Below are 24573 nucleotides of genomic sequence, written 5' to 3'. Positions count from 1 at the left end.
CACGAAAAGGGGAAAATGGTTTCGTGCGCCGCCAAATTGTTTCGTCGGAGGAGGGATGACGAAACATTCGGGGCAAAAAAACGTGGAATTTCAATGTACGGAAAATACGGGCTGGGGATTTGACGTCGCGCTGAACCGCCAGGAACGTATTTCGGGGGATTGCGTTCGGTCGCGCGGCACACACTGCTGTCGTCCCGGGGCGACAGAGGAGCCAGAGAGGTGGTCCCGTAGGGTTGGCAAAGGCGCCCTTGCGCCGTGCCCACGATCTTCCGATATGGCGACAGACGCGTGGGCACGCTTCGCTTTGCCCACCCTACGGCACCTGGCGCGCGCGGCGCTGTTTACGTCTTCTCGCCGGCCGGCGAGAACAGATAGCCGCCGCCGCGGATGGTGCGGATCACGGCGGGTTTTGCCGGATCGGGCTCGATCTTGCGGCGGATGCGCATGATGCGGAGATCAACGGCGCGGTCGAAGGCTTCGGCGTCGCGCGCATTGGCCAATTCCAGCAAGCGCTCGCGCGACAGCACGCGCTTCGGATTGGCCGCGAACACCTTCAACAGCCCGAACTCGGATGCGGTCAGCGGATGCTCGTTGCCCTCGTCGTCGCGCAAGGCCTGGGCTTCGAGGTCGAGCCACTTTGTCCCGAACCGTACCAATTGCTCCTTGTCGGATTTCGCCGCCGCTGCATCCGGCGCTGCGGCCTTGGCCGGCCCGCTCCGCCGCAGCACCGAGCGGATGCGCGCCATCAGCTCGCGCAGCTCGCAGGGTTTTGCCACGTAATCGTCGGCGCCGAGCTCGAGCCCCACCACGCGGTCGATCGGGCTCGCGGTTGCCGTCAGCATGATGACGGGCACGTTGATGCGGCTCTTGAGGTCGCGGATGATCGAGAGGCCGTCTTCCTCGGGCATGTTGAGATCGAGCACGACCAGATCGGGCATGCCGCCCTGGATCGCGGCGCGCAAGGACTTGCCGCCGTCGCACAGCGTCACGGTGAAGCCGTGCATCTTGAGATAATCGCCGACCATCTCCCGGGCCGGGGCTTCATCGTCGACGATCATGATGTGCTGGCTTTGGGTCATGGTCTTGAGATCACGGCATTTCGGTCGCGGGAAGGGTGATGGTGAAGGTCGAGCCCTTGCCGGGCCCTTCGCTGTCGGCGGTCACCTCGCCGCCATGCATGTCGACAATACGCTTGACGATGGAGAGCCCAAGTCCCGTCGAGCTCTCGCCGGCGGTCGGTTTGGCCGACAGCCGCTGGAACCGGCCGAACAGGCGGCCGAGATCTTCCGGCGACAGGCCGGCGCCCTCGTCGCTGACGCGGACGACGGTGTCGCTGCCCTCATGGCTGACGACCACGTCGATCCTGCCGCCGATCGGTGAGTATTTGATGGCGTTGCTGATGAGATTGTCGATGGCCTCGCGGATCCGGTCGGTGTCGCACATGGTGACGATGTTGGCCGGCGCGGCGACGGTGATCGCCTGCTGCTTGTTGACGGCGAGCGGCTGGTTGGCCTCGGCGACCTCCTTGACCAGGGCGGCGACATCGACCGGCTCGCGGCGGATGGTGATGTCGAAGGCATCGGCCATCGCATCCGAGATCAGATGGTCGACCATCGTGGTCAGGCGCTTGGTGGCGTCGCGGATGTGGTCGACCTGGGCGACCACGCCGTTTTCCGAGGCGCCGGTCGAGATCAGCTCCTTCAGCATCTCGGTGCGGCCGAGGATGACGCCGAGCGGATTTTTCAGATCGTGCGCGACCGTGCCCAAAATCTCGTTCTTGAAGCCGTTGGCGCGCTGCAGCCGCAGCCATTGCGCGGAGAGGCGGCGGTTGGCCTGCATCAGCGCGCGGGTGCGCTGGGCGACGCGGTCCTCCAGCTGGGTGTTGGCGGCCTGAAGCTGCTGGTAGAGGATGACGTTGTCGAAGGCGATCGAAAGCCTTGAGGAGAAGATCTCGACCAGCGAGCGGTCGGTCTCGGACAATTCGCGCTCGGCCTGCAGCAGCACCACCACCTCGCGGCCGGACCCGGTGCGCAAATAGATCACGCTGCGGTGGTCGGCGAATTCGTTCTTGCGGCGCTGGAACGCGGCCTCCACCATCTCGCGCAGTTCGGGGTCAAGCGCCTTCGACGTCGTGGTGCCGATGAAGCGGCTGTAGCAGCCGCTGCCGGCGAGCACCGAGAGCTCGGGGTCGATGCCGCCATTGTCGCGCAAGACCAGTATACCGGCGCAATCGACGTTGAGCAGCGAGGCGAGCTGGGTCAGAACGCCCTCGGCGAGCCGCTGCATCGACTTGAAGTCGTACAGCGTCGAGGCCGCGTCGATGATGATCTCGAGCCCGCGCCTTGTCTGCACCATGCGCTCGAGCTGCTGATAGGAGCGCAGCGCCGCGGTCAGCGAGGTGAACAGCTTGTCGGCGGTGAGCTCGGTCTTGGCCTTGTAGTCGTTGATGTCGTACTGCACGATCACGCGCCGCTCGGGCGCCTGGCCGGGCTGTCCCGTGCGCAGGATGATGCGCACGGTCTCGTTCTTGAGCTCGTTGCGGATGTATTCGACCAGCTCGAGGCCGGCGACGTCGGTCTCCATGATGACGTCGAGCAGCACCGCGGCGATGTCGTTGTGCGCGGCCATCAGCTTGCGGCCTTCGGCCGCGGAATGCGCCGAGAGGATCTCCAGGCTCTGGCCGTTCAGGCTGTAATCCGAGAGAGCAAAACGGGTGCCGTCATGCACGGCCGGATCGTCGTCGATGACGGCGATCTTCCACTTCCGGGCGTTGGCATCCTCCGACGCGGTACCGGTATCGTCGATCAGGTGGAGGACATCGTCCTGTTCGGCCATTGAGAAGTCCCGTCACTTTCTGTGCTTTGCGCGCCGCCCTTGGCGACCCGGGGCATGATAATGCGAAAAGTGGTGCCTTGTCCCAGCTTGGATTCCAGCATCATGCGCCCGCCGAGCTGCTGGGTGACGAGGTTATAGACGATATGAAGCCCGAGTCCCGTGCCGCCTTCATTGCGCCGGGTGGTAAAGAAAGGGTCAAAGGCCTGCCGCTGCACGTCGGAGGTCATGCCGGCCCCGTCATCGGTGAAGATGAGCTCGACGTCCTCAGTCCCGCGCGGCCGCGCCGAGATGATGATCGTGCCGGCGCGCCCGTCCGCGAAGGCGTGGTTGGCGGCGTTGAGGAAGAGGTTGGTCAGGATCTGGCCATAGGAGCCGGGATAGCCGTCGAGCAGCAGCCCCTCGGGCACGTCGACCTGGAGCGTGATCGGCGAGCGCTTCAGCACCGGGCGCAAGCTGGCGATGATCTGGTCGGTGGCCTCGCTGAGCGAGAATTGCCGCCGCTCGGCATGGGAGCGGTCGACCGCGACCTGCTTGAACGACTGGATCAGCTCGCCGGCGCGCTGGAGATTGGCGACCAGCTGCTGCGAGGCGTCGCGCGAGGACTGCACGAACTCCTCCAGCTGCGAACGGCGCAGGCCCCCCTCGCCCCTGAGCTGGGCCTCGAAGATCTCGCTGCGCCGGGCAAAGCTTGAAGCGACGGTGAGGCTGATGCCGATCGGGTTGTTGACCTCGTGCGCGACGCCGGCGACGAGACCGCCGAGCGCCGCCAGCCGTTCGGCATCGATCAAATTCTGCTGTGCGGTATTGAGCTCGAGCAGCGCGCTCTCGGCCTTCTCCTTGGACGCGCGCAGCTCGTCCTCGGTCTCGCGCTTGGCGATCGCATTCTCGCGGAACACCTCCACCGCGCGCGCCATGGCGCCGACCTCGTCGCGGGCCTTGGTGCCCTGCACCTCGCGGTCGAGATCGCCGAGCGTGATCGCACGCATCGCCGCCATGATCTGCTGCAGCGGCAGGCGGATCGACAGCGCGATCATCACGCCGGCGGTGAGGATGATGCCGAGGAAGATCACCGCAATGGAAAGGACGCGGCGGGAAATATCCGCCAGCGTGCGGTCAAAGGTCTCCTGCGCCTTCTGCTCGCGCTTGCGCATCTTGGTCGAGAGGTCGTCGATGGCGCCGATCGCCTCGGCCTGGCTGGCGTCGATGGTGTTGCGGAGCAGCTCGGTGCGGCTGGCGAGCTGCTCCGAGAGCTTTGCAAAGCCCTCGCGCAGCGCGGCGGTGCGGGCCCCGAGCCGCCGCAGCGCCATCTTCTGCAGGTCGTTGTCGGCGAGATCGATCATCACGGGGATGGTCTTCTCGATCGTCTCGGTGTTGCGGCGCGCGTCGTCGGCGGCGCCCGATGACAGCGACAAATAATAGGAATTGGCCGCCACCAGCATCGCGGTGAAGGCCTCGCGGGATTTGCCGAGCGAAGGCCAGATCAGCGCGTCGCGATGGCCGGTGGCGCCTTCGATGATGGAATAGAGGCCGGCCATGTCCCTGGCCGGGCCCTGCACCTGGTCCTCATAGGTCTTGGCGATGGTGGCCTGCACGCTGCGCAGTTCGCCGAAACCGTTGAGGAAGCGGTCGGTGGTGCGCTCCAGCTCCTCGACCGAGCCCGACAGCATCGGGTCCTTGGCGGCGCGGTTGGTCAGCGTGCCCAGCACCGCCTCGCGCAGCAGCAGGATCTCGGCGAACAGGTCCGGGCTCGGCTGGTTGATGTAGCGGTGGATCAGATTGTGCAAGCGCCCGGTTTCGCTTTCGAGCAGCGCCAGGATCCGGTCGGATTCGCGCACCTGGCGCACGTCGCCCCAGGCCGAGCCCAGCACCTGCGCGCCGTTCCAGATCATCGCCACCAGCACCACCACCACGGCGGAGTTCAGCGCGGCGATCGACAGGATGCGCCAGCGGATCGGCACCGCCCGCAGCACGCCGACCAGCCGTGCGCGCAGCCGTCCGATCGGGCCGGACGGCCGGTCTGCGTGCTCGGTATGTCCAAGTGCAGCCAACGCGGCTCACTCCACCTTGCGAATGCGTTCGATCAGCGCGGCCGCGGCGGGATCGCGCCCGGCCTTGGCGTAGATCGGGGCCATCGCGTCCTCGAACGGCTTGCGGTCGATCTCCCTGATGATGGTGACGCCGGCTTCCTGCGCCTTGCGCTGCGACTGCTCCTCGAGGTCGCGCCATTTTTCGCGCATGAACCGGCTGGAGCGCTGCGCGGCCTCCCGGAAGATTTTCTGGTCGTCCGGCGACAGGCTCTGCCAGGCCTTCAGCGAGATCACCAGCACTTCGGGGCTCATCGTGTGCTCGGTGAGCGTATAATGCCCGGCGTGCGTGTAATGATCCGTCGTCACGAAAGATGGCCAGTTGTTCTCGGCGCCGTCGATCAGATGGTTGGCGAGCCCGGTGAGCACCTGCCCATAGGGCATCTCGACCGGCTCGGCGCCGAGCGAGCGAATCATCTGGCTCATCAACTCCGACTGCTGCACCCGGATCCGCAATCCCTTGAGATCCGCGATGGTCTTCACCGGGCGGGCGCCGTTGTAGATCGACCGCGCCCCGGAATCGTAGAAGGCGAGCCCGACGAAGCCATAGGGCTCGAAGCTATCGAGGATCTCGCTGCCGATCGGCCCGTCCAGCACCTTCTGCATGTGCTCGATGGACCGGAACAGGAACGGCATGGCGAGCACGTTCATCGCCGGAACGAAATTGCCGATCAGCGCCACGTTGGTCCGGTTGAGGTCGATCGCACCAGCCCGGGTCTGCTCGATGGTCTCCTTTTCCTCGCCGAGCTGGCGGGAGTGGAACACCTTGATCTCGTGGCGGCCGCCGCTGCGCTCGGCGATCAGCGCGCCCATGTAGCGCAGCGCCTGGACGGTCGGGTAATCCTCGGTCTGGGTATCGGCGGCGCGAAATTCGCGTGCGACGGCGCCCGTCGCACAGACGGCAAGCAGAAGCGCGACGACGATCACTCCGGTCCGCGAGAGTTCGGCACGGCTCAACACTGGCACACTCAACCCCTCAGTGGTGGAGTCTATGGCGGGGGCAAAAGGTTCAATGCAATCTAGCAGATGGTCGGGGGAAGGCCATCCCGCCCGGCGCGACCGTGTAATTGTGCGGCGCGGTCGGCGCTCATTCCCGGTTGAAACCGCAAATGCCGCGCCTTAAGCAGGGCAGCCGCCTTTGTCGCGCGGCATGGGAAGAGCCATCGTGACTTCAGCATTGCGCCTTTTGCAGCTCGTCGCCGCCTTGGCGGCTCTCTCATTGGCCGCGCCCGTGCGCGCCGCCACCGACATCGCGTGGTGGCACGCGATGTCCGGCGAGCTCGGGCGGCAATTGGAAAAGCTCGCCTCGGACTTCAACGCCTCGCAGTCCGATTACCGGATCGTGCCCGCTTACAAGGGCAATTACACCGAGACGGTGACCGCCGCGATCTTCGCCTTCCGCTCGCGCAGCCAGCCCGCCATCGTCCAGGTCAACGAGGTCGCCACCGCCACCATGACCGCGGCCAAGGGCGCGATCTATCCGGTGTTCAGCCTGATGCGGGACATGCACGAGCCGTTCTCGCTGACCGATTACCTGCCCGCAGTCTCGGGCTATTACACCGATGCGGCCGGCAATTTGTTGTCGTTCCCGTTCAATTCCTCGACGCCGATCCTCTATTACAACAAGACCATGTTCCGCGACGCGGGCCTCGATCCGGAGGCGCCGCCGAAGACCTGGCCGGAATTGGGTGCGGCTGCAAAGCGCCTGCGCGACCGTGGCGCTGCGTGCGGCTTCACCACATCATGGCCGTCCTGGATCCATGTCGAGAATTTCTCCGCGTTCCATAATTTGCCGCTGGCGACGCGCGGGAACGGCTTTTCCGGGCTGGATGCCGAGCTGACCATCAACAATCCGGTCGTGGTCAAGCACATCGCCCAGCTCGCCGAATGGCAAAAGACAAAACTGTTCGACTATGGCGGCCGCGGCCAAGCGGCCGAGCCGCGCTTCCAGAGCGGCGAATGCGGCATCTTCATCGGCTCCTCGGCGACGCGCGCCGACATCAAGGCGAATTCGAAGTTCGAGATCGGCTACGGCATGATGCCGTATTGGCCCGACGTGAAGGGCGCGCCGCAGAACTCGATCATCGGCGGCGCCACGCTATGGGTGCTGCGCGACCGGCCGCGCGAGGAATACAAGGGCGTGGCGCGGTTCTTCGCCTATCTGTCTCAGCCCGGCGTGCAGGCCGCCTGGCACCAGAACACGGGTTACCTGCCGATCACCCGCGCCGCTTCCGAGCTGACGCGCGCGCAAGGTTTTTACGAGCGCAATCCGGGCTCGGCGATCTCGTTCGAGGAGATCACGCTCAATCCGCCGACGGAGAATTCGAAGGGCATCCGGCTCGGCTCCTTCGTCCTGATCCGCGGCACAATCGAGGACGAGCTGGAGCAGGCCTTTGCCGGCCAGAAAAGCGCGCAAGCCGCTCTGGATTCCGCAGTCGAACGCGGCAACAAGCTCTTGCGCCAGTTCGAGCGCGCGAGTCCTGAGCGGTAAGGCGGCTGCGATTGAACACCGCTGTGACCTCGGGAGAGGTGCACCGTCTTCTTGGCTCGCACTGAATCAACAAAAAGCACCTGAATGACGATCGCTCCATCGCAAACACTGCCGGCTTTCACCGACGATGAAAGCTTCCGCGCCTTTCGCTCTGCGCCTGCGCAATGGTTGCCGATCGCGCTCGACGTCGCGCGCAGCCACGATCTCGATGTCAGCGCGCCGCATGTGTTCGCGACCGGCACCAATCTCGTCGTCGGGCTCGGCGAGAACCTGATCCTGAAAATCTTCCCGCCACTGCTCCGCGCGCAATTCGTCTCCGAGCGCGGCTCGCTGATGCAGCTCAGAGGCCATCTCGATCTGCCGATCCCCGAGATCGTCGCCGAAGGAACGCGAGACGGCTGGCCCTATCTCTTCATCACCCGCCTTGCCGGCGCGCTCGGTTCGGAGGTGTGGCCGCACCTGGTGGAAGCGCAGAAGGAACGCCTGCTGCGCCAGATCGGCGAGACCATCGCGAGCGTCCAGCGCGCCCCGCTCGGGCCGCTGGCGCGAATCGAGCCGCGCTGGGACGACTTTATGCGTGCCCAGATGCTGGGCTGCAGGGCCCGGCACACCCGTCTCGGCCTTGCGCCGAAATTTCTTGCCGGCCTCGATGATCTCCTGCGCGATGCGGAAGAGCTGATTCCGATGAATGCGCCGCCGGTCTTTCTGGTCGGCGAATACATTCCGGAGAACTTCCTGCTCGCCTGCGATGACGGTCAGTGGTCGCTCAACGGCCTGTTCGACTTCGGCGACGTGCTGGCGGGATGGCGCGATTACGACCTGCTCGGCCCCGGCGCGTTCATGGCGGCGGGCCGGCCGGGGAGGGTGAAGAGCCTGCTCGAAGGCTTTGGCTATGCGAAGCTCGACTACCCGCTGAAGCGCCGGCTGATGGCGCTGATGCTGCTGCACCGCGCCAGCGACCTCAACAGCCACATCTGCATCGAGGGCTGGCAGGAGCAGGCGGATGATCTCGTCGAGCTGCAGGAGCTGATCTGGGCGGGCTGAGCGCCGGCCCCGCATCTCTCCGTCATTCCGGGGCGCCGCGGAGCGGCGAGCCCGGGATCCATGATCCTGCGCGTGCTGCCGCCCGATGGATTCCGGGCTCGATGCTGCGCATCGCCCCGGAATGACAGCCGTGCTTATTGGGCGGGCGCCAATCAAATTAAGCCCATTGAATAGGCAAATCTGTATCTTTGTATGCAATATCGGGAGATCGAGACGAAGGCCGCGACGCGCCTAAATCGACATTTTATAAGCGATATCAGTTCGTTAACTTGACCGTAAACATCCGTTAAGCTCTGGCACGAACCTTGCGAATCCGGTTCCAACCAAAAACGTTGTGTTGGAGCGATTTCATGAAGCGCCGCGATTTCCTCAAGTCCGTTTCCGGATTGGCCGCCGGAGCGGCGCTTCCGGCGATGCCACAGGTGATTTCCTCAGCCTATGCCGACGCCCGTTCGGAGACGCTGCTGATCGTCTCGGAAGGCGGCCCCAACAATCTCGACATTCACGGCGTCGGCACCAACGTGCCCGGCTATGAGGTGTCCTGGAATTGCTACGACCGCCTGATCAGCCACGAGATGAAGAGCGGCCCGGGCGGCGTGCCCTATTACGACCGCGACAAGTTCAAGGGCGAGCTCGCCGAGGATTTTAGAATCGACGACATGTCGGTCACCTTCAAGCTGAAGAAGAACGCCAAATTCCACGACGGCGCGCCTGTCACCGCCAAGGACGTGAAATGGTCGCTCGACCGCGCCGTCAGCGTCGGCGGCTTTCCGACCTTCCAGATGAGCGCGGGCTCGCTGACCAAGCCGGAGCAGTTCGTCGTCATCGACGACTACACCGTGCGCGTCGACTTCCTGAAAAAGGACAAGCTGACGATTCCCGATCTCGCCGTGATCGTGCCCTGCATCGTCAACTCCGAGCTGGTGAAGAAGAACGCCAGCGAGAAGGATCCCTGGGGTCTCGAGTTCACAAAACAGCAGACCGCGGGCTCCGGCGCCTACAAGGTGACGAAATGGACCGCGGGCACCGAAGTGATCATGGAGCGCAACGAGGATTGGGTCGGCGGCCCCTTGCCGAAGATCAAGCGCGTGATCTGGCGCATGGTGCCGCAGGCCGGCAACCGCCGCGCGCTGTTGGAGCGCGGTGACGCCGACATCTCCTACGAGCTGCCGAACAAGGACTTTCAGGAGATGAAGGCAAACGGCAAGCTCAACGTGGTGTCGCTGCCGTTCTCCAATGGCATCCAGTATATCGGCATGAACGTCACCAAGCCCCCCTTCGACAATCCGAAGGTGCGTCAGGCGGTCGCTTACGCGCTGCCCTATCAGAAGATCATGGACGCCGTGATGTTCGGCCTCGCCAACCCGATGTTCGGCGCGGCCAAGGACAAGGCGACCGAAGTCGCCTGGCCGCAGCCGCATAAATACAACACCGACATGGAGAAGGCGAAGGCGTTGCTGGCGGAGGCCGGCTACGCCAACGGTTTCGAGACCACGATCTCGTTCGACCTCAACTTCGCCGGCGTCAACGAGCCGCTCTGCGTGTTGGTGCAGGAGAGCCTCGCCCAGATCGGCATCAAGACCACGATCAACAAGGTGCCGGGCGCCAACTGGCGCACCGAATTGAACAAGAAGGAGATGCCGCTCTTCACCAACGTGTTCTCGGGCTGGCTCGATTACCCCGAATACTTCTTCTACTGGTGCTATCACGGCAACAATTCCGTCTTCAACACCATGAGCTACAAGTCGGCGGAGATGGACAAGCTGATCGACGGCGCGCGCACGGCCGCCGCGGCCGGCGATACCGCGACCTACGACAAGGACGTGAAGGGCTTCGTCGATCTCGCCTACACCGACATCCCGCGCATCCCGCTGTACCAGCCCTTCGTCAACGTCGCGATGCAGAAGAACATCAGCGGCTATCAGTACTGGTTCCACCGGCGGTTGGACTATCGCGCGATGGCGAAGGGGTGATTGGGGCGAATGGTGAGTGGCGAATAGCCTTCTGGCGAATGGCGAATAGGGAGTAGCGAATGGTGTTCAACGACTGGGGCGTCTTGCCACTCGCCATTCGCTATTCGCCATTCGCGCAAGCCGAGTGCACCCCATGCTGACCATGATCGGCAAGCGCCTGATGTTCGCGATTCCCTCGCTGATCGGCGTCGTCATCGTCACCTTCCTGCTGACGCGCGCGCTGCCGGGGGATCCCGCCGCGTATTTCGCCGGTCCCGCCGCGACCAAGGAAGCCGTTGAGCAGATCCGCAAGAAACTCGGCCTCGACAAGCCGCTGATCGAGCAGTTCTTCCGCTACACCAATGATCTTGCCCATGGCGATTTCGGCAATTCGCTGACGACGGGCCAGCCGGTCGCGGCCGAGATCCGCAACCGCCTGCCGGCCTCGGCTGAACTCACGCTGCTCGGCCTCATCGTGTCCGTCGTCATCGCCATTCCGCTCGGCGTCCTCGCGGCGACGCGGCCGGGATCGTGGGTCGACCACTTATGTCGCGTCACGACGACGGCCGGCGTCTCGCTGCCGGTGTTCTTCACCGGCCTCGTGCTGGTCTATGTCTTCTATTTCCGGCTCGGCTGGTCGCCGGCCCCGCTCGGCCGGCTCGACGTGTTCACCAGCGCGCCGCCGACCGTGACTGGCTTCTATCTGGTCGACACCCTGATCGCGCGCGACCTCGAGGCGTTCCGCTCGGCGCTGAGCCAGCTCATCCTGCCCGCGACGACGCTCGCGATCTTCTCGCTGGCGCCGATCGCGCGCATGACGCGCGCCTCGATGTTGGCAGTGCTGGCTTCGGAGTTCGTGCGAACAGCGCGCGCGAGCGGCCTGTCGCCGACGACCGTCATCGTCACCTACGCCTTCCGCAACGCGATGCTGCCCGTGATCACCACGCTCAGCATGGTGTTCTCGTTCCTGCTCGGCGCCAACGTGCTGGTCGAAAAAGTGTTCGCCTGGCCGGGCATCGGCTCCTACGCCGTGGAAGCGCTGATCTCGTCGGACTTCGCGCCGGTGCAGGGCTTCGTGCTGATCATGGCGGTCATGTACGTGCTGCTCAATCTCGTGATCGACATCTTGTACGGCGTGATCGATCCGCGCGTCAGGTTGGAGGGCTAGATCATGATGAGGTTTTGTCCTCTGCAAGCCCCGACGAGGGTGTGCCCCCTCTCCCGCTTGCGGGGGAGGGTTGGGGAGGGGGTATCTCCTCGGGCGAGAGCCCCGCTGTGGAGAGAGCCCCCACCCGGCGCGTTGCGCCGACCTCCCCCGCAAGCGGGAGAGGTAAACCGCCCCCGCGGCTTGCTGGTTCGGCCAAAAAACATCCGGGTGGTCCTATGACGTCCGTTGCGCCTGCTGTTGAACCCGTCGGTCCCGCACGCACCTCGGGACTGACTGCGATCCTCGAACAGACCCGCTATGTCCTCAGCGAAAACAAGGTCACCGGTTTTGCCTTCGCGCTGCTGATCCTGATCCTCGCCGCCGCGATCGTCGGCCCCTATGTCGTGCCGTACGATCCGCTCGCCTCCGACACCGCCGCGGCGCTGAAGCCGCCGTCGGCCGCTCACTGGTTCGGTACCGACCAATTGGGGCGCGACATCTTCAGCCGCGTCATCGTGGCAACAAGGCTCGATACCTTCATCGCAGTCGCCTCCGTCGTGCTGGTGTTCCTGATGGGCGGCCTTGCCGGCATCGCCGCCGGCTATTTTGGCGGCTGGACTGATCGCATCGTCGGCCGCATCGCCGACACTATCATGGCCTTCCCGCTGTTCGTGCTGGCCATGGGCATCGTCGCGGCCCTCGGCAACACCGTGCAGAACATCATCCTCGCCACCGCCATCGTGAATTTCCCGCTCTATGCCCGCGTCGCGCGCGCGGAAGCCAATGTCCGTCGCAACGCCGGCTTCGTGCAGGCCGCGCGCCTGTCGGGCAACGGCGAATTCCGCATCCTCCTGGTGCACATTCTCCCTAACATCATGCCGATCATGATCGTGCAGATGTCGCTGACCATGGGCTACGCCATCCTCAATGCCGCCGGCCTGTCCTTCATCGGCCTCGGCGTCCGGCCGCCCACCGCGGAATGGGGCATCATGGTCGCCGAAGGCGCCGGCTTCATGGTGTCAGGCGAATGGTGGATCGCGCTGTTTCCCGGTCTTGCCCTGATGATCGCCGTGTTCTGCTTCAACCTCCTCGGCGACGGCCTGCGCGACATCGTCGATCCCCAGCGGAGGACGTGATGGCAAATTTTCGGCCGAAATTCCCCAATGAATCCAATGCGATTCTACTGTGCATGGGGTTGTTTTCGCGTTTTTTGATCGGCAGCCCCGCATGACCGCCCAGCCGCTGCTCGACGTTCAGGATCTCACCGTCGAATTCACCACCCGCCGCGGCATCGTCAAGGCCGTGCAGCACGTCAACATCTCCGTCGCCAAGGGAGAGACGCTCGCCATCGTCGGCGAGTCCGGCTCGGGCAAGTCGGTGACGTCCTATGCGGTGATGCGCATCCTCGATCGAGCCGGGCGGATCGCCGAGGGCTCGGTGATGTTCTCCGGCATCGACGTCAAGGCCGCGACCGAAGACCAGATGCGCGATCTGCGCGGCCGCGAAGTCTCGATGATCTTCCAGAACCCACGCGCCGCGCTCAATCCGATCCGGAAAGTCGGCGACCAGATCGAGGACGTGCTGCGCACCCATGTGCAGCAGGCCCAGGTCGCCGATCACGGCGAGAAGGCGATCGAGGCGCTGGAGCAGGTCAAGATCGCCCGCCCGCGCGAGCGCTATCATGCCTACCCGTTCGAGCTCTCGGGCGGCATGTGCCAGCGCGTCGTCATCGCGCTCGCGCTCGCCTGCAATCCGCAGCTGCTGATCGCGGACGAGCCGACCACCGGCCTTGATGTGACCACGCAGAAGGCGGTGATGGACCTGATCGTCGAGCTGACCAAGCGCCGCGCGATGTCGACCATCCTGATCACCCACGATCTCGGCCTTGCGGCCGCCTATTGCGACCGCGTCGTGGTGATGGAGAAGGGCCGCGTGGTCGAGACCGCCAAGGCCGCCGACATTTTTGCCAACCCGCAACACCCCTACACCAAGAAGCTGATGCGCGCGACGCCGCGGCTTGGTGTGTCGTTGCGGGATCTGTTGCCGGAGGAAGACGCTGCACCCGTCATGGCCGGGCTTGACCCCGCCATCCATCACGCTTCGCACGATTCATCTCAGTCGATGGACCCCCGGGTCAAGCCCGGGGGCGGCGAGATATCAAAGCCCCTCCTCCTCATCGAAAAGCTCGTCAAGGAATACCCGCGCCAGGGCGCCACCGCGACGCTTGGAAAGCTGTTCGGCCGCAAGCCGCCGCTGGAGCCTGACGTGTTCCGCGCGGTCGATGGCATCAGCTTCTCGGTCGGCCATGGCGAGAGCGTCGGCCTCGTCGGCGAGTCCGGTTGCGGCAAATCGACCACGTCGATGATGGTGATGCGCCTGCTCGACCAGACCTCCGGCCTGATCCGGTTCGACGGCGAGGACATCGGCGCTATCCAGCCTGCGTCCTTCGCCCGGCTGCCGCAGCGCAGCCGCATCCAGATGGTGTTCCAGGATCCGACCGACAGCCTCAACCCGCGCTTCACCGCTGCGCGCGCGATCGCCGACCCGATCATGCAATTGGGCGACATCAGGGGCCGCGATGCGCTCCGCGCCCGCTGCGAGGAACTGGCGACCATGGTCGGCCTGCCGCACAATCTGCTGGATCGTTTCCCGCACCAGCTCTCCGGCGGCCAGAAGGCCCGTGTCGGCATCGCCCGCGCCATCGCCCTGCATCCGAAGCTGGTCATCCTGGACGAGCCGACCGCGGCGCTGGACGTCTCGGTGCAGGCTGTCGTTCTGAACTTGCTCCAGGATCTCAAGGCGCGGCTAGGTATGAGCTATCTGTTCGTCTCGCATGATTTGAATGTGGTGCGCTTGCTGTGCGATCGTGTCATTGTGATGCGGACGGGTCGAATCGTGGAAGAGGGCTCTTCCGAGCAGGTCCTCAGCGATCCCAAGGACGACTACACCAAGGAGCTGCTGACGGCGATCCCACATCCGCCGTTGCAAGTACACTGAGAGCGCACTGAGAAATTGTTGGGAGCGTGATGGCCGAGCCGCTGGACGACTATATCGACGCCGTATCGAAAGCGCTGGCATTGCCGATCGAGGAGGCCTGGAGGCCCGCGGTGCGCGCCAACCTCGAAGTCTCGCTGCGGCTCTCCCGCCTCGTCGACGAATTCGCGCTGCCGGACGAGACCGAGCCGGCACCGATTTTCACGGCGTGAGGCTGCCATGACCAGCAAGCCAGAGATGACGGCCTCGGGAATCGCGAGTGCGGTTGCGGGCCGCAGGATGTCCGCGCTCGATGCCACTGAAGCTGCGCTTGCGCGCATCAAGCAGCACGACGGCATCCTCAATTCCTTCACCGACGTCACCGCCGAGCGCGCCCGCGCGAAAGCGCGTGCCATCGACGCCGATATCGCCGCCGGCAAGGAAGTCGGCCCGCTCGCCGGCGTTCCCTTCGCGGTGAAGAACCTGTTCGATGTCGCCGGCCTTTCGACGCGCGCCGGCTCGAAGATCAATCGCGACCTCGCGCCGGCCAAGCGTGACGCCACCTTGATCGAGCGGATGGAGGCGGCCGGCGCCGTGCTCGTCGGCGCGCTCAACATGGGCGAATACGCCTATGACTTCACCGGCGAGAACGTCCATGACGGTCCCTCGCGCAATCCGCACGACACCACGCGAATGACCGGCGGCTCGTCGGGCGGCTCGGGCAGTGCCGTCGGCGGTGCGCTGGTGCCGATCGCGCTCGGCTCGGACACCAACGGCTCGATCCGCGTGCCGTCCTCGTTCTGCGGCATTTTTGGTTTGAAGCCGACCTATGGCCGGCTCTCTCGCGCGCGCTCGTTCCCGTTCGTCGCGAGCCTCGATCATCTCGGCCCGTTCGCGCGCTCCGCCGCCGATCTCGCGCTCGCCTATGACGTGATGCAGGGCCCGGACGCGGAGGACAGCGCCTGCACGACGCGCGGGCTGGAGCCGACGCTGCCGCTGATCGCCAATCCGGTCTCGGATTTGCGCATCGCCATCGCCGGCGGGTATTTCCAGAAGAACGTGTTTCCGGAAGCGGTCGAGGCCGTCAGCCGCGTCGCCAAGGCGCTTGGCGCAACGAAGGTGGTCGACGTTCCCGAAGCCGCGCGCGCCCGCGCGGCAGCCTATGTCATCACCACCACCGAGGGCGCTTCGCTGCATCTCGATCGCCTGCGCAAGCGGCCGAACGATTTCGATCCAGCCGTGCGCGACCGGCTGATCGCGGGCGCGATGGTGCCGGCGCCGATGGTCGATCGGGCGCAAAAATTCCGCCGCTGGTATCGCGCGCAGCTCGCCGAGATATTCAAATCGGTCGACGTGCTGCTCGCGCCGGCAACGCCCTGCACCGCGCCAAAGCTCGGCCAGGTGAATTTCAACCTCGACGGCGTCGAGCTGCCGGTGCGCGCCAATATCGGCGTCCACACCCAGCCGATCTCCTTCATCGGCCTGCCGGTGGTGGCCGTCCCGGTGCCGCTCGAGCCGCTGCCGATCGGCGTGCAGATCATCGCTGCGCCCTGGCGCGAGGACATCGCGCTCCGCGTCGCCTACGCCCTGGAAAAGATGGGCGTCGCCGCAGCGCCCGCGCCGAGAGGACTCTGACATGGAGATCGATCTCCCCGAGGTGATCGCGGAAGTCAAAGCCGCGTTCGATCGTTATGAGCAGGCCCTCATCAGCAACGACGTCGCCGTGCTCGGCGAGCTCTTCCGCAACGATCCCCGCACGCTGCGCTACGGCATTGGTGAGAACCTCTACGGCTACGAGGCGATCAACGGCTTCCGCGCCGGCCGCTCGCCGGTCGGCCTGAATCGCCGCACCGCCAAGACGGTGATCAGCAGCTATGGCCGCGACACCGCCGTGGCCTCTACTTTGTTTTATCGCGATACGGCGCCTGGCAAAGTCGGCCGGCAGATGCAGACCTGGATTCGCTTTCCCGAGGGCTGGCGCGTCGTCGCCGCCCATGTCAGCATGATCGACGAGCCGAAAGAGACTTGACCGCATGACGCTCGACGATCTTCCGCAGGGAGCACTGCCGGCCGAGCCGGTGGTGCCCCGCGTCGACCGCGCCTCGCCATCGCTGATGAAGGTCACGCGCGCCGAGGAGCTGCGCCTGCAGCTCGCCGACGAGATCGTGCGCGGCGCCCTGGCCCCCGGCGCGCCCCTGGACGAGACCGACATCGCGCGCCGCTTCAGCGTCTCGCGCACGCCGGTGCGCGAGGCACTGCGTCAGCTTGTGGCCAGCGGCCTCGTCGAAGCGCGTGCCCATCGCGGCGCGGTGGTGGCGCAGCCCTCGATCGAGCGTCTCACAAGCATGTTCGAGGCGATGGCCGAGCTCGAGGCATTGTGTGCCGGCCTCGCCGCCGAGCGCATGTCCGCCGCCGAGCGCCACGGCCTGGAGGCCATCCATGAAGAGTTGCGGGTGCTGAGCTACACCGGCAATCCCGATCGCTTTCACGAGGTCAACGAACGCTTCCACAATGCGATCTATGCGGGCTCGCAGAACGGCTACATCGCCGAGATCACGCTGGCGACGCGGGTGCGCGTGCAGCCGTTCCGCCGCGCCCAGTTCCGCAACCTCGGCCGTCTCGCCAAATCGCAAGCCGAGCACGATCGCGTCGTCGTCGCCATCATGCGCGGCGACAAGCAGGGCGCCGCGGCGGCGATGCGTGCGCATATCGAACTGGTGCGCGGGGAGTACGAGATCTACGCGGTTTCGGTGTAAGGCCGCACATGCGGTGCCGTAGGGTGGGCAGAGGCGCAAAGCGCCGTGCCCACGGTTTTTCATGAAGGTCGGGATCGTGGGCACGCTTCGCTTTGCCCACCCTACGAGACCTACTTTGTCGCAGCTTCCTTCATATACGCGCGCCATCCCCCATACGCCGTGATGTCGCGCGCGTCGCCCAGCACCTCGGGCTCGACGAGAAATCCTTTCACGCTGCGACCATCGGCAAGGCGCACCGTGCCGATCGCCATCGGCGAAGGAATCGCATTGACGAACTTGCCGAAGGCGGACGGCGACAGCGACCAGATCTCCAGCTCGATGGCGGCGCCCTTGCCGGCTTCCACGCGCAGCATGCCGGGCTTCGGCGGCGTGGTCTTGAGCGCGTAGAGCTTATAGTCGGGCGCGGTTGTTGTCGCCTCGATCAGCTTTGCATCCAGCGCCTTCAATTCGCCGTTGAGAACCATGCCGGACAGATGCGCGCCGACGACCGCGATCGGGATCTCATCGCCGCTGCTTGCCGACAGCGGCGACAGCGGAGCTTGCGCGGTGCCCTTCGCGCCGAGGCTCAGCTCGGTATCGGCATGGAAGACGCGGCCGATGCTCGCGAGCAGCGCGTCATGTCCTGCGGGCGCGAGCAGCGTGATGCCGAACGGAATGCCGTCGGCGCGCATCGATGCCGGCACGGCGAGGCCGCAGAGGTCGAGCAGATTGACGAAATTGGTGTAGGTGCCGAGCCGGCTGTTGAGCTCGATCGGATTGGCCAGCACCTGCGCGGTCGTATAGGCCGTCGGCGCCGTCGGCAGCACCAGCGCGTCGATATTGGCGAACGTCCGCTCGGCGATCTTGCGCAGGCCCTGCAGGCGATAGAGCGCCGAGAACGTGTCCGCAGCGGTGAGCCGCGCGCCGGCCGCGGTGATCTCGCGCGTCACGGGATGGATCGTATCCGGCGCGGACGCCAGCAGATCCTTGATCACGAGATAACGCTCGGCGACCCAGGGGCCCTCATAGAGCAGCCGCGCGGTCTCATAGAACGGCTCGAGATCGAACTCGACGAGCTTCGCTCCAAGCGCAGCCCAGCGCTTCAGCGCATCGGCGTAGGCGGTTTCCGCCTTCTTGTCGCCGAAGAAGATCAGCTGTCCGTTGCGCGGCACGCCGAGGCGCAAGCCTGCCGGGAACGGCGTGAGCGCGCCCAGCGGCCGGTCGCGCGAGAACGGATCGGCCGGGTCGGGACCTGCCATCACGGAGAGCGCGAGTGCGGCGTCGTCGACCGTCAGCGCGAATACCGAGATGCAATCCAGCGTGCGGCAGGCCGGCACGAGGCCCGCATTCGAGATCATGCCGAGGCTCGGCTTGAGCCCGACGATGTTGTTGAGCATCGCCGGCACGCGGCCAGAGCCGGCCGTGTCGGTCCCCAGCGACAGCGGCACGAGCCCCGCGCCAACCGCCACAGCGGAGCCCGAACTGGAGCCGCCGGGAATGAGATCCTCGCGGATCGAATTCTTGGGAATGCCATAAGGGGAGCGCACGCCGACGAGGCCGGTCGCGAACTGGTCGAGATTGGTCTTGCCGATGATGATGGCGCCGGCCGCGCGCAGCCGCGCCACCGCGGTCGAATCGTGTGGGGGCGTGGTGGAGAAGGCCGGGCAGGCCGCGGTGGTTGGAAAGCCGAGCGCGTCGATATTGTCCTTCACCGCGACCGGCACGCCGTAGAGCGGCAGGCTGGCGGCGTCCTTCGTAGCAAGCCTCTCGGCCTCGGCGATCGCATCCTTTTCGTCGCGCAGACTGATGAAGATGGCGGGATCATTGTGGTCGCGGATGCGCTGATAGGTCCGCGCGACCGTCTCTGCCGGCGTCAACGTGCCCGCGCGATGCGCGGCCACAATCGCGGCGATCGTTTCAGGCTGCTCAGCCCCCATTTCAGCCCTCATGGCGACAAAACTCCGGCAACTGCTCCACCTGGAGTGAAGCAAGCGATGTGCCATTGTGTACATTATCCGGGCAGGAATGCTGCTGCGGATATTATCCGTGTGATCAGTGGCTTGGGGGATATTTCGACAGGCGAACGGGCAGCGATGTCAGCGCCCTACGATGGGCATCTGCTCAAATCATAGGCAGTCGAGATCAGGTGAAGCCTGCGAGGATACGAAGCAGCTGCGCCCGGTTTTCCTTGCCGATCTTCTCTTCGACATGCCGCTCGTGCTCGGCCGCGAGCCGCTTGAATTTCGCCAGCGCCGTCTCGCCCTGGGTCGTGAGATGCAGCGCATGCGAGCGACGGTCCGCCTTCGACTTGACCCGCTTCAAGAGCTTGCGCTGTTCGAGGCTGTCGAGCAGATGCACCAGCCGGGCGCGCTCGATGCCGAGGCGTTTTGCCACCGCCATCTGCGACAGGCCCGGATTGGCGCCGATCACCGTCAGCACCGAATATTGCGTCGGCCGGATGTCGACATCGCCGAGCGTCCTGATGAAGTCCTGAAAGATCCAGATCTGGAAGCGGCGCACCGCATAGCCGGCGTGCCCGACCAGTGCGTCGAGGCCGATATCGTCGGCCATGTCCCGAGGCGCCGCGCCGTTGCCGGCGCGCTTGCGTGCGGAAGTCTGGGCTGCGGTGGCTGTCAAATCGCGTCTCCTGCCGGACCTGTTGTAGCGTCTCTGTCGCTGGAGCGAAAGATTGTTGTTGACGACAACAATTGTCATGCCCAACATTATGGCCAAAGCAGCCCGGAACGAGGCTGCGGCCGATCCGGGATCCGGGCGGAGGAGGAAATCATGACAACCGCCGCACGCGGCGATACCGCAAGCCTGTTTGCAACGCCACGGACCGTCGCCGAGCATCGCGCCAACGGCAGCATCGTGCTGCGCTCGCCCGATCCGTTGCGCGATGGCGCGCGCTGCGTCGGCGACTGGCTGGAGCAATGGGCGCGGCAAACGCCGGATGCAATCTTCCTTGCCGAGCGCGGCGATGTCGACAGGCCCTGGACCACCGTCACCTATGCGCAGGCGCTGCGCCAGGTGCGTGCGGCGGCGTCCTGGATTCTGGCGCAGGGTCTGAGCGCAGAGCGCCCGCTCACGATCCTCTCCGACAACAGCATCGACCATGCGCTGCTCGCGCTTGCCGCCCAGCATGTCGGCGTGCCCTCGGCTGCGATTTCGCCGGCCTATTCGTTGATGTCGAAAGATTTTGACAAGCTCAAGAGCATGATCGCGCTGCTCGAGCCGGGCGCGATCTATGTCTCCGCCACGAAACCATTTGCGGCGGCGCTCGCCGCGATCAAGCCGCTGCACAAGGCGCAGATCATCAGCGGGAACGCTGACGATGTCGATGCGCTCGCGTTCCACACCATCGCCGCGACGCCCGAAACGCCCGACGTCGCAACGGCGTTCGCCGCGGTGACGCCGGATACGATCGCAAAACTCCTGTTCACCTCGGGGTCGACGGGTACGCCCAAGGCCGTCATCAACACCCAGCGCATGCTGACCTCGAGCCAGCAGGCCAAGGCGCAGACCTGGACATTTCTGGAGCAGGGTGGCGGCGATCTCGTCATCCTCGACTGGCTGCCCTGGAGCCACACCTTCGGCGCCAACCACAATTTCAACCTCGTGCTGCGCAATGGCGGCTCGCTCTATATCGACGGCGGCAAGCCGGCGCCCGGGTTGTTTGCGACGTCGCTGGCCAATCTGAAAAGCGTGATGCCGACGGTCTATTTCAACGTGCCGCGCGGCTTCGACATGCTGATCGCGGCACTGCGCGGCGACGAGGAATTGCGCCGCCGCTTCTTCAGCGAGGTGAAATTCGCCTTCTATGCCGGCGCCGCGTTGCCGCAAAATCTCTGGGACGCGCTCGAAGAGCTCTCGATCAGGACCGTCGGCCGCGCGATGCCGATGGTCTCGGCCTGGGGCTCGACCGAGACGTCACCGCTCGCGGCCGACTGCCATTTCCTCGCGGAGCGCTCCGGCAATATCGGTGTCCCCATTCCCGGCACCGAGCTGAAGCTCGTCGCCTCCGGCGACAAGCTAGAGGTGCGCGTGCGCGGTCCCAACGTCACGCCGGGCTACTGGAAGGCGCCGGAGCTGACGAAGCAGGCCTTTGATGAAGAGGGCTTTTACCTCATCGGCGATGCCGTGAAGCTCGCCGACAGCGCGCGGCCGGAGCGCGGCCTGTTCTTCGACGGCCGGGTGGCCGAGGATTTCAAGCTCAATTCCGGCACCTGGGTCAGTGTCGGCACGCTGCGCGTTGCCGGCATCGCCGCGCTGGCACCGCTGGCGCAGGACATCGTCGTCGCAGGCCATGGCGGCGACGAGGTGCGCTTTCTGGTGATCCCGAACATCGCGGCTTGCCGCGCCCATGCCGGCTCGGGCGAGACGGCCGATGTGAACGAGGTGCTCGCCCACGACAAGGTCAGGACCGCCATCGCGCAGGGACTGGCGAAACTGAAGCAGCAGGGCCCCAACTCCTCCGGCCACGCCACGCGCGCGCTGCTTCTCGCCGAGCCGCCGTCGGTCGATGGCGGCGAGATCACCGACAAGGGCTATATCAACCAGCGCGCCGTGCTGACGCGCCGCGCCGATGCGGTGGCGCGCTTGAATGATGATGCGGCGGCGGAGTGGATCGGGCTGTAGTGCCTGAACCCGTGCCCCGGACGCAGCGCAGCACTCCCGGCGATGCGTAGCATCGTCCGGTGTGATGTGCTGCAGAGCCGGGGCCCATCTCTCGTCGTGCACGCGGCTTCTGGGTCCCGGCTCTGCGCAGCAGCGTTTCACGCTGCAGCGCGTCCGGGACACGAGAGAGTTTGGTCGGGCGCGCCTGTCGCCACATCGTCATTGCGAGCGCAGCGAAGCAATCCAGAAATCCCTCCGCGGAAACATTCTGGATTGCTTCGTCGCTTCGCTCCTCGCAATGACGGAAGGGGCGGGACGTCTCCCTAACTAGGCCAGCAACCCTGCCGCAATATATTGCTGATTCTTTTGTTGCCGAAGCAACTAATTTATGCGAACCGTTCTAGAGAGCGATGAACGGCGGAAGAACCGCCGCGTCTGATCCTGGAGGAAACGATGCTCGGCCCGAACGGTGCCGTCGGCAAACGCCGGCGTATGTCTGGACGCGACGGAGGGCGGTGCCTGAAGCGCGCCCCGTCAGGTCTCAGTGCCGCCGGTGACCGCGCCGAGATTTTCGTGCAGCCGGCGGAGCAGGCCGATCAACACCTCGCGCTCGTCCTTGTTGAGGCAGGACAACAGCCGCCGCTCGCGTTCGAGCGCGGCGGCGATCACCTTGTCATGGGTGGCGCGGCCCCTTGCCGTCAGCGAAATCGAATGGGTGCGGCCGTCGTTCGGGTCGGTGCGGATCGAGATCAGCCCGCGCTTCTCGAGGCCCGCCAGTGTCCGGCTCACTGGCCCCTTGTCGAAGCCGATGACGTGACAGATGCGCGAGGCCGGAATGCCGGGCTCGATCGCCAGCAGAGACATGACCCGCCATTCCGTGACGTTGACGCCGAACTCCCGCTGATAGAACGCAGTCGCGCTGTTCGAGAGCTTGTTGGCGATGAAGGTGACGAAGGCCGGGACGTAACGCTCGAGATCGAGCGTCGGTCCCGCCTCTGCGGGCGCAGGCTTGTGGCGGGGTCTGGTCGAAGGCGCAGGCATGTCGGCGTTCTGTCTCGCGGTGAGGCCACCGACCTAAAGGCATGCGCCGCGCTTTCACAAGATCAAAATGAGGGAGGTCTCCCATGACCGCATCCGGCGCCCCTGCATCGACAGGCTCTGCGGCCGTCCCGCATCTCGACGTCGATCCCTTCGACATGAATTTTTTCGCCGACCCGTATCCGACGCATCAGCGGCTGCGGGAGGCCGGTCCGGTGGTCTATCTCGACAAGTGGAATGTCTATGGCGTGGCGCGCTATGCCGAGGTCCATGCGGTGCTGAACGATCCCGCGACCTTCTGCTCCAGCCGCGGTGTCGGCCTGTCCGACTTCAAGAAGGAGACGCCGTGGCGGCCGCCGAGCCTGATCCTCGAGGCCGATCCGCCCGCGCACACCCGCACCCGCGCCGTGCTGTCAAAGGTGCTGTCGCCGACCGTGATGAAGCAGGTGCGCGATCGCTTTGCGGCCGCGGCGGAGGAGCGGGTGGATGCGCTGCTGGACAAGCGCAGCTTCGACGCGATCACCGATCTCGCCGAGGCCTATCCGCTCTCGATCTTTCCGGATGCGCTGGGCTTGAAGGCGGAGGGACGCGAGCATCTGATCCCCTATGCGAGCGTCGTGTTCAACGCGTTCGGCCCGCCCAACCAGTTGCGCCAGCAGGCGATCGCGCGCTCGGCGCCGCACCAGGCCTATGTCGCCGAGCAATGCCAGCGCGACAACCTCGCACCCGGTGGCTTCGGCGCCTGTATCCACGCCCGGGTCGACGACGGCGAGATCACCGCGACCGAGGCACCGCTGCTGGTGCGTTCGCTGCTGTCGGCCGGTCTCGATACCACCGTCAACGGCATCGGCGCGGCGGTCTATTGCCTTGCGCGCTTCCCCGACCAGTGGCAGCGCCTGCGCGCTGATCTGACGCTGGCACGCAACGCCTTCGAGGAGGCCGTGCGGTTCGAAAGCCCGGTGCAGACCTTCTTCCGCACGACCACGCGGGAGGTCGAGCTGTCAGGCGCGACGATCGGTGAGGGCGAGAAAGTGCTGATGTTCCTCGCCGCCGCCAATCGCGATCCCAGACGCTGGGACGAGCCTGACAGTTACGACATCACGCGCCGCACCTCCGGTCATGTCGGCTTCGGCTCGGGCATCCACATGTGCGTCGGCCAGCTCGTTGCCCGCCTCGAAGGCGAGGTGATGCTGACGGCGCTGGCCCGGCGCATCGCGAAGATGGAGATCACGGGCGAGCCGAAGCGCCGCTTCAACAACACGCTGCGCGGGCTCGATAGCCTACCCGTCACCATCACCCCGGCCTGACCAGGAGCTTTGATGCCCGCCATCACTTTCATCCATTCCGACGGCAAGTCCGAGCGCGTCGAGACCGCGGACGGCGAGAGCGCCATGCAGACCGCGACCCGACACGGTCTGGACGGCATTCTGGCCGAGTGCGGCGGCAACGCCATGTGCGCGACCTGCCACGTCTATGTCGACGAGAGCTGGCTCGCGCGGCTGCCCGGCATGGCCGACGATGAGGATGCGCTGCTCGACGGCACCGCGAGCGAACGGCTGCCCAACAGCCGGCTGTCCTGCCAGATCAAGATCACGCCGGAGCTCGACGGGCTCGTGGTGAAGCTGCCGGAACGGCAGGTCTGATTCTCGATGCGTCG

General features: G+C 65.4%; 20 protein-coding genes. 13 read left to right on the top strand and 7 right to left on the bottom strand.

Annotated features, from left to right (window positions below):
- Window positions 1–341 precede the first annotated feature (341 nt).
- The 4 genes from RAD10_RS02290 to RAD10_RS02275 are packed head-to-tail and all read right to left on the bottom strand — an operon-like array spanning window position 342 to window position 5885.
- The gene (locus RAD10_RS02290) at window positions 342–1079 is read right to left on the bottom strand and encodes a response regulator (protein WP_461616156.1); all 738 of its coding nucleotides are present in this window, start codon (window positions 1077–1079) and stop codon (window positions 342–344) included.
- A 10-nt stretch (window positions 1080–1089) separates the two neighbouring features.
- Window positions 1090–2835, bottom strand: coding sequence for an ATP-binding response regulator (locus RAD10_RS02285; RefSeq protein WP_461616155.1), 1746 nt, complete (start codon window positions 2833–2835; stop codon window positions 1090–1092).
- Window positions 2805–4883 (bottom strand): sensor histidine kinase, encoded by a 2079-nt coding sequence (locus tag RAD10_RS02280; RefSeq protein WP_461616154.1) that lies wholly within the window; start codon window positions 4881–4883, stop codon window positions 2805–2807. Before RAD10_RS02280 ends, RAD10_RS02285 begins: the two co-directional genes overlap by 31 nt.
- A 6-nt stretch (window positions 4884–4889) precedes the next feature.
- The gene (locus tag RAD10_RS02275) at window positions 4890–5885 is read right to left on the bottom strand and encodes a TRAP transporter substrate-binding protein (RefSeq protein ID WP_104466084.1); all 996 of its coding nucleotides are present in this window, start codon (window positions 5883–5885) and stop codon (window positions 4890–4892) included.
- 184 nt (window positions 5886–6069) lie between these two features.
- Between RAD10_RS02275 and ugpB the strand changes: the two genes are divergently transcribed.
- The 10 genes from ugpB (at window position 6070) to RAD10_RS02225 (ending at window position 17282) form a co-directional block, all read left to right on the top strand.
- Entirely contained in the window at window positions 6070–7410 is a 1341-nt protein-coding gene (ugpB, locus tag RAD10_RS02270) for a sn-glycerol-3-phosphate ABC transporter substrate-binding protein UgpB (protein WP_461616153.1), read from the top strand.
- Between the two features lie 84 nt (window positions 7411–7494).
- The gene (locus tag RAD10_RS02265; protein ID WP_461616152.1) at window positions 7495–8454 is read left to right on the top strand and encodes an aminoglycoside phosphotransferase family protein; all 960 of its coding nucleotides are present in this window, start codon (window positions 7495–7497) and stop codon (window positions 8452–8454) included.
- A gap of 350 nt (window positions 8455–8804) precedes the next feature.
- Window positions 8805–10427, top strand: coding sequence for an ABC transporter substrate-binding protein (locus RAD10_RS02260; protein ID WP_461616151.1), 1623 nt, complete (start codon window positions 8805–8807; stop codon window positions 10425–10427).
- Between the two features lie 133 nt (window positions 10428–10560).
- Entirely contained in the window at window positions 10561–11574 is a 1014-nt protein-coding gene (locus RAD10_RS02255) for an ABC transporter permease (protein ID WP_461616150.1), read from the top strand.
- 215 nt (window positions 11575–11789) lie between these two features.
- The gene (locus RAD10_RS02250; protein WP_461616149.1) at window positions 11790–12689 is read left to right on the top strand and encodes an ABC transporter permease; all 900 of its coding nucleotides are present in this window, start codon (window positions 11790–11792) and stop codon (window positions 12687–12689) included.
- A 91-nt stretch (window positions 12690–12780) separates the two neighbouring features.
- Entirely contained in the window at window positions 12781–14550 is a 1770-nt protein-coding gene (locus RAD10_RS02245; RefSeq protein WP_461616148.1) for a dipeptide ABC transporter ATP-binding protein, read from the top strand.
- Between the two features lie 29 nt (window positions 14551–14579).
- On the top strand, window positions 14580–14759 hold the full coding sequence (locus tag RAD10_RS02240) for a DUF4089 domain-containing protein (protein ID WP_201760059.1): 180 nt from the start codon (window positions 14580–14582) through the stop codon (window positions 14757–14759).
- A gap of 7 nt (window positions 14760–14766) precedes the next feature.
- Window positions 14767–16161 carry an AtzE family amidohydrolase gene (locus tag RAD10_RS02235; protein ID WP_461616147.1) on the top strand — a complete coding sequence of 465 codons (1395 nt, stop codon included), beginning with the start codon at window positions 14767–14769 and terminating at the stop codon, window positions 16159–16161.
- A 1-nt stretch (window position 16162) separates the two neighbouring features.
- Window positions 16163–16555 (top strand): oxalurate catabolism protein HpxZ, encoded by a 393-nt coding sequence (hpxZ, locus tag RAD10_RS02230; RefSeq protein WP_461616146.1) that lies wholly within the window; start codon window positions 16163–16165, stop codon window positions 16553–16555.
- 4 nt (window positions 16556–16559) lie between these two features.
- The gene (locus RAD10_RS02225) at window positions 16560–17282 is read left to right on the top strand and encodes a GntR family transcriptional regulator (protein ID WP_461616145.1); all 723 of its coding nucleotides are present in this window, start codon (window positions 16560–16562) and stop codon (window positions 17280–17282) included.
- A 110-nt stretch (window positions 17283–17392) separates the two neighbouring features.
- Here RAD10_RS02225 and atzF read toward each other — a convergent pair whose 3' ends face one another.
- Both atzF and RAD10_RS02215 read right to left on the bottom strand, forming a co-directional pair.
- Window positions 17393–19198 (bottom strand): allophanate hydrolase, encoded by a 1806-nt coding sequence (atzF, locus tag RAD10_RS02220; protein ID WP_461616571.1) that lies wholly within the window; start codon window positions 19196–19198, stop codon window positions 17393–17395.
- 205 nt (window positions 19199–19403) lie between these two features.
- The gene (locus RAD10_RS02215) at window positions 19404–19898 is read right to left on the bottom strand and encodes a MarR family winged helix-turn-helix transcriptional regulator (RefSeq protein ID WP_461616144.1); all 495 of its coding nucleotides are present in this window, start codon (window positions 19896–19898) and stop codon (window positions 19404–19406) included.
- Between the two features lie 150 nt (window positions 19899–20048).
- On the opposite strand from RAD10_RS02215, the gene RAD10_RS02210 reads away from it, so the two are divergent.
- Window positions 20049–21899, top strand: coding sequence for a feruloyl-CoA synthase (locus tag RAD10_RS02210; RefSeq protein WP_461616143.1), 1851 nt, complete (start codon window positions 20049–20051; stop codon window positions 21897–21899).
- Window positions 21900–22412: 513 nt separating this feature from the next.
- Here the strand turns inward: RAD10_RS02210 and RAD10_RS02205 are convergent.
- Window positions 22413–22919 carry a MarR family winged helix-turn-helix transcriptional regulator gene (locus tag RAD10_RS02205; RefSeq protein ID WP_018316859.1) on the bottom strand — a complete coding sequence of 169 codons (507 nt, stop codon included), beginning with the start codon at window positions 22917–22919 and terminating at the stop codon, window positions 22413–22415.
- 83 nt (window positions 22920–23002) lie between these two features.
- On the opposite strand from RAD10_RS02205, the gene RAD10_RS02200 reads away from it, so the two are divergent.
- Together RAD10_RS02200 and RAD10_RS02195 are read left to right on the top strand one after the other, a co-directional pair.
- On the top strand, window positions 23003–24223 hold the full coding sequence (locus RAD10_RS02200) for a cytochrome P450 (RefSeq protein WP_461616142.1): 1221 nt from the start codon (window positions 23003–23005) through the stop codon (window positions 24221–24223).
- A 12-nt stretch (window positions 24224–24235) separates the two neighbouring features.
- Complete coding sequence (locus RAD10_RS02195) at window positions 24236–24559, top strand: 2Fe-2S iron-sulfur cluster-binding protein (protein WP_461616141.1); 324 nt, start codon at window positions 24236–24238, stop codon at window positions 24557–24559.
- The last annotated feature ends 14 nt before the right edge of the window (window positions 24560–24573 follow it).

The organism is Bradyrhizobium sp. 23AC (genome assembly GCF_054863025.1).
Note: the sequence above shows the minus strand (reverse complement) of the source record. Positions and strands in the feature narration are given on the sequence as shown.

Coding starts and splice junctions, on each gene's coding strand:
- RAD10_RS02290 (WP_461616156.1), bottom strand. CDS start 1,079: ATGACCCAAAGCCAGCACATCATGATCGTCGACGATGAAGCCCCGGCC.
- RAD10_RS02285 (WP_461616155.1), bottom strand. CDS start 2,835: ATGGCCGAACAGGACGATGTCCTCCACCTGATCGACGATACCGGTACC.
- ugpB (WP_461616153.1), top strand. CDS start 6,070: ATGGGAAGAGCCATCGTGACTTCAGCATTGCGCCTTTTGCAGCTCGTC.
- RAD10_RS02265 (WP_461616152.1), top strand. CDS start 7,495: ATGACGATCGCTCCATCGCAAACACTGCCGGCTTTCACCGACGATGAA.
- RAD10_RS02260 (WP_461616151.1), top strand. CDS start 8,805: ATGAAGCGCCGCGATTTCCTCAAGTCCGTTTCCGGATTGGCCGCCGGA.
- RAD10_RS02255 (WP_461616150.1), top strand. CDS start 10,561: ATGCTGACCATGATCGGCAAGCGCCTGATGTTCGCGATTCCCTCGCTG.
- RAD10_RS02250 (WP_461616149.1), top strand. CDS start 11,790: ATGACGTCCGTTGCGCCTGCTGTTGAACCCGTCGGTCCCGCACGCACC.
- RAD10_RS02245 (WP_461616148.1), top strand. CDS start 12,781: ATGACCGCCCAGCCGCTGCTCGACGTTCAGGATCTCACCGTCGAATTC.
- RAD10_RS02240 (WP_201760059.1), top strand. CDS start 14,580: ATGGCCGAGCCGCTGGACGACTATATCGACGCCGTATCGAAAGCGCTG.
- RAD10_RS02235 (WP_461616147.1), top strand. CDS start 14,767: ATGACCAGCAAGCCAGAGATGACGGCCTCGGGAATCGCGAGTGCGGTT.
- hpxZ (WP_461616146.1), top strand. CDS start 16,163: ATGGAGATCGATCTCCCCGAGGTGATCGCGGAAGTCAAAGCCGCGTTC.
- RAD10_RS02225 (WP_461616145.1), top strand. CDS start 16,560: ATGACGCTCGACGATCTTCCGCAGGGAGCACTGCCGGCCGAGCCGGTG.
- atzF (WP_461616571.1), bottom strand. CDS start 19,198: ATGGGGGCTGAGCAGCCTGAAACGATCGCCGCGATTGTGGCCGCGCAT.
- RAD10_RS02210 (WP_461616143.1), top strand. CDS start 20,049: ATGACAACCGCCGCACGCGGCGATACCGCAAGCCTGTTTGCAACGCCA.
- RAD10_RS02205 (WP_018316859.1), bottom strand. CDS start 22,919: ATGCCTGCGCCTTCGACCAGACCCCGCCACAAGCCTGCGCCCGCAGAG.
- RAD10_RS02200 (WP_461616142.1), top strand. CDS start 23,003: ATGACCGCATCCGGCGCCCCTGCATCGACAGGCTCTGCGGCCGTCCCG.
- RAD10_RS02195 (WP_461616141.1), top strand. CDS start 24,236: ATGCCCGCCATCACTTTCATCCATTCCGACGGCAAGTCCGAGCGCGTC.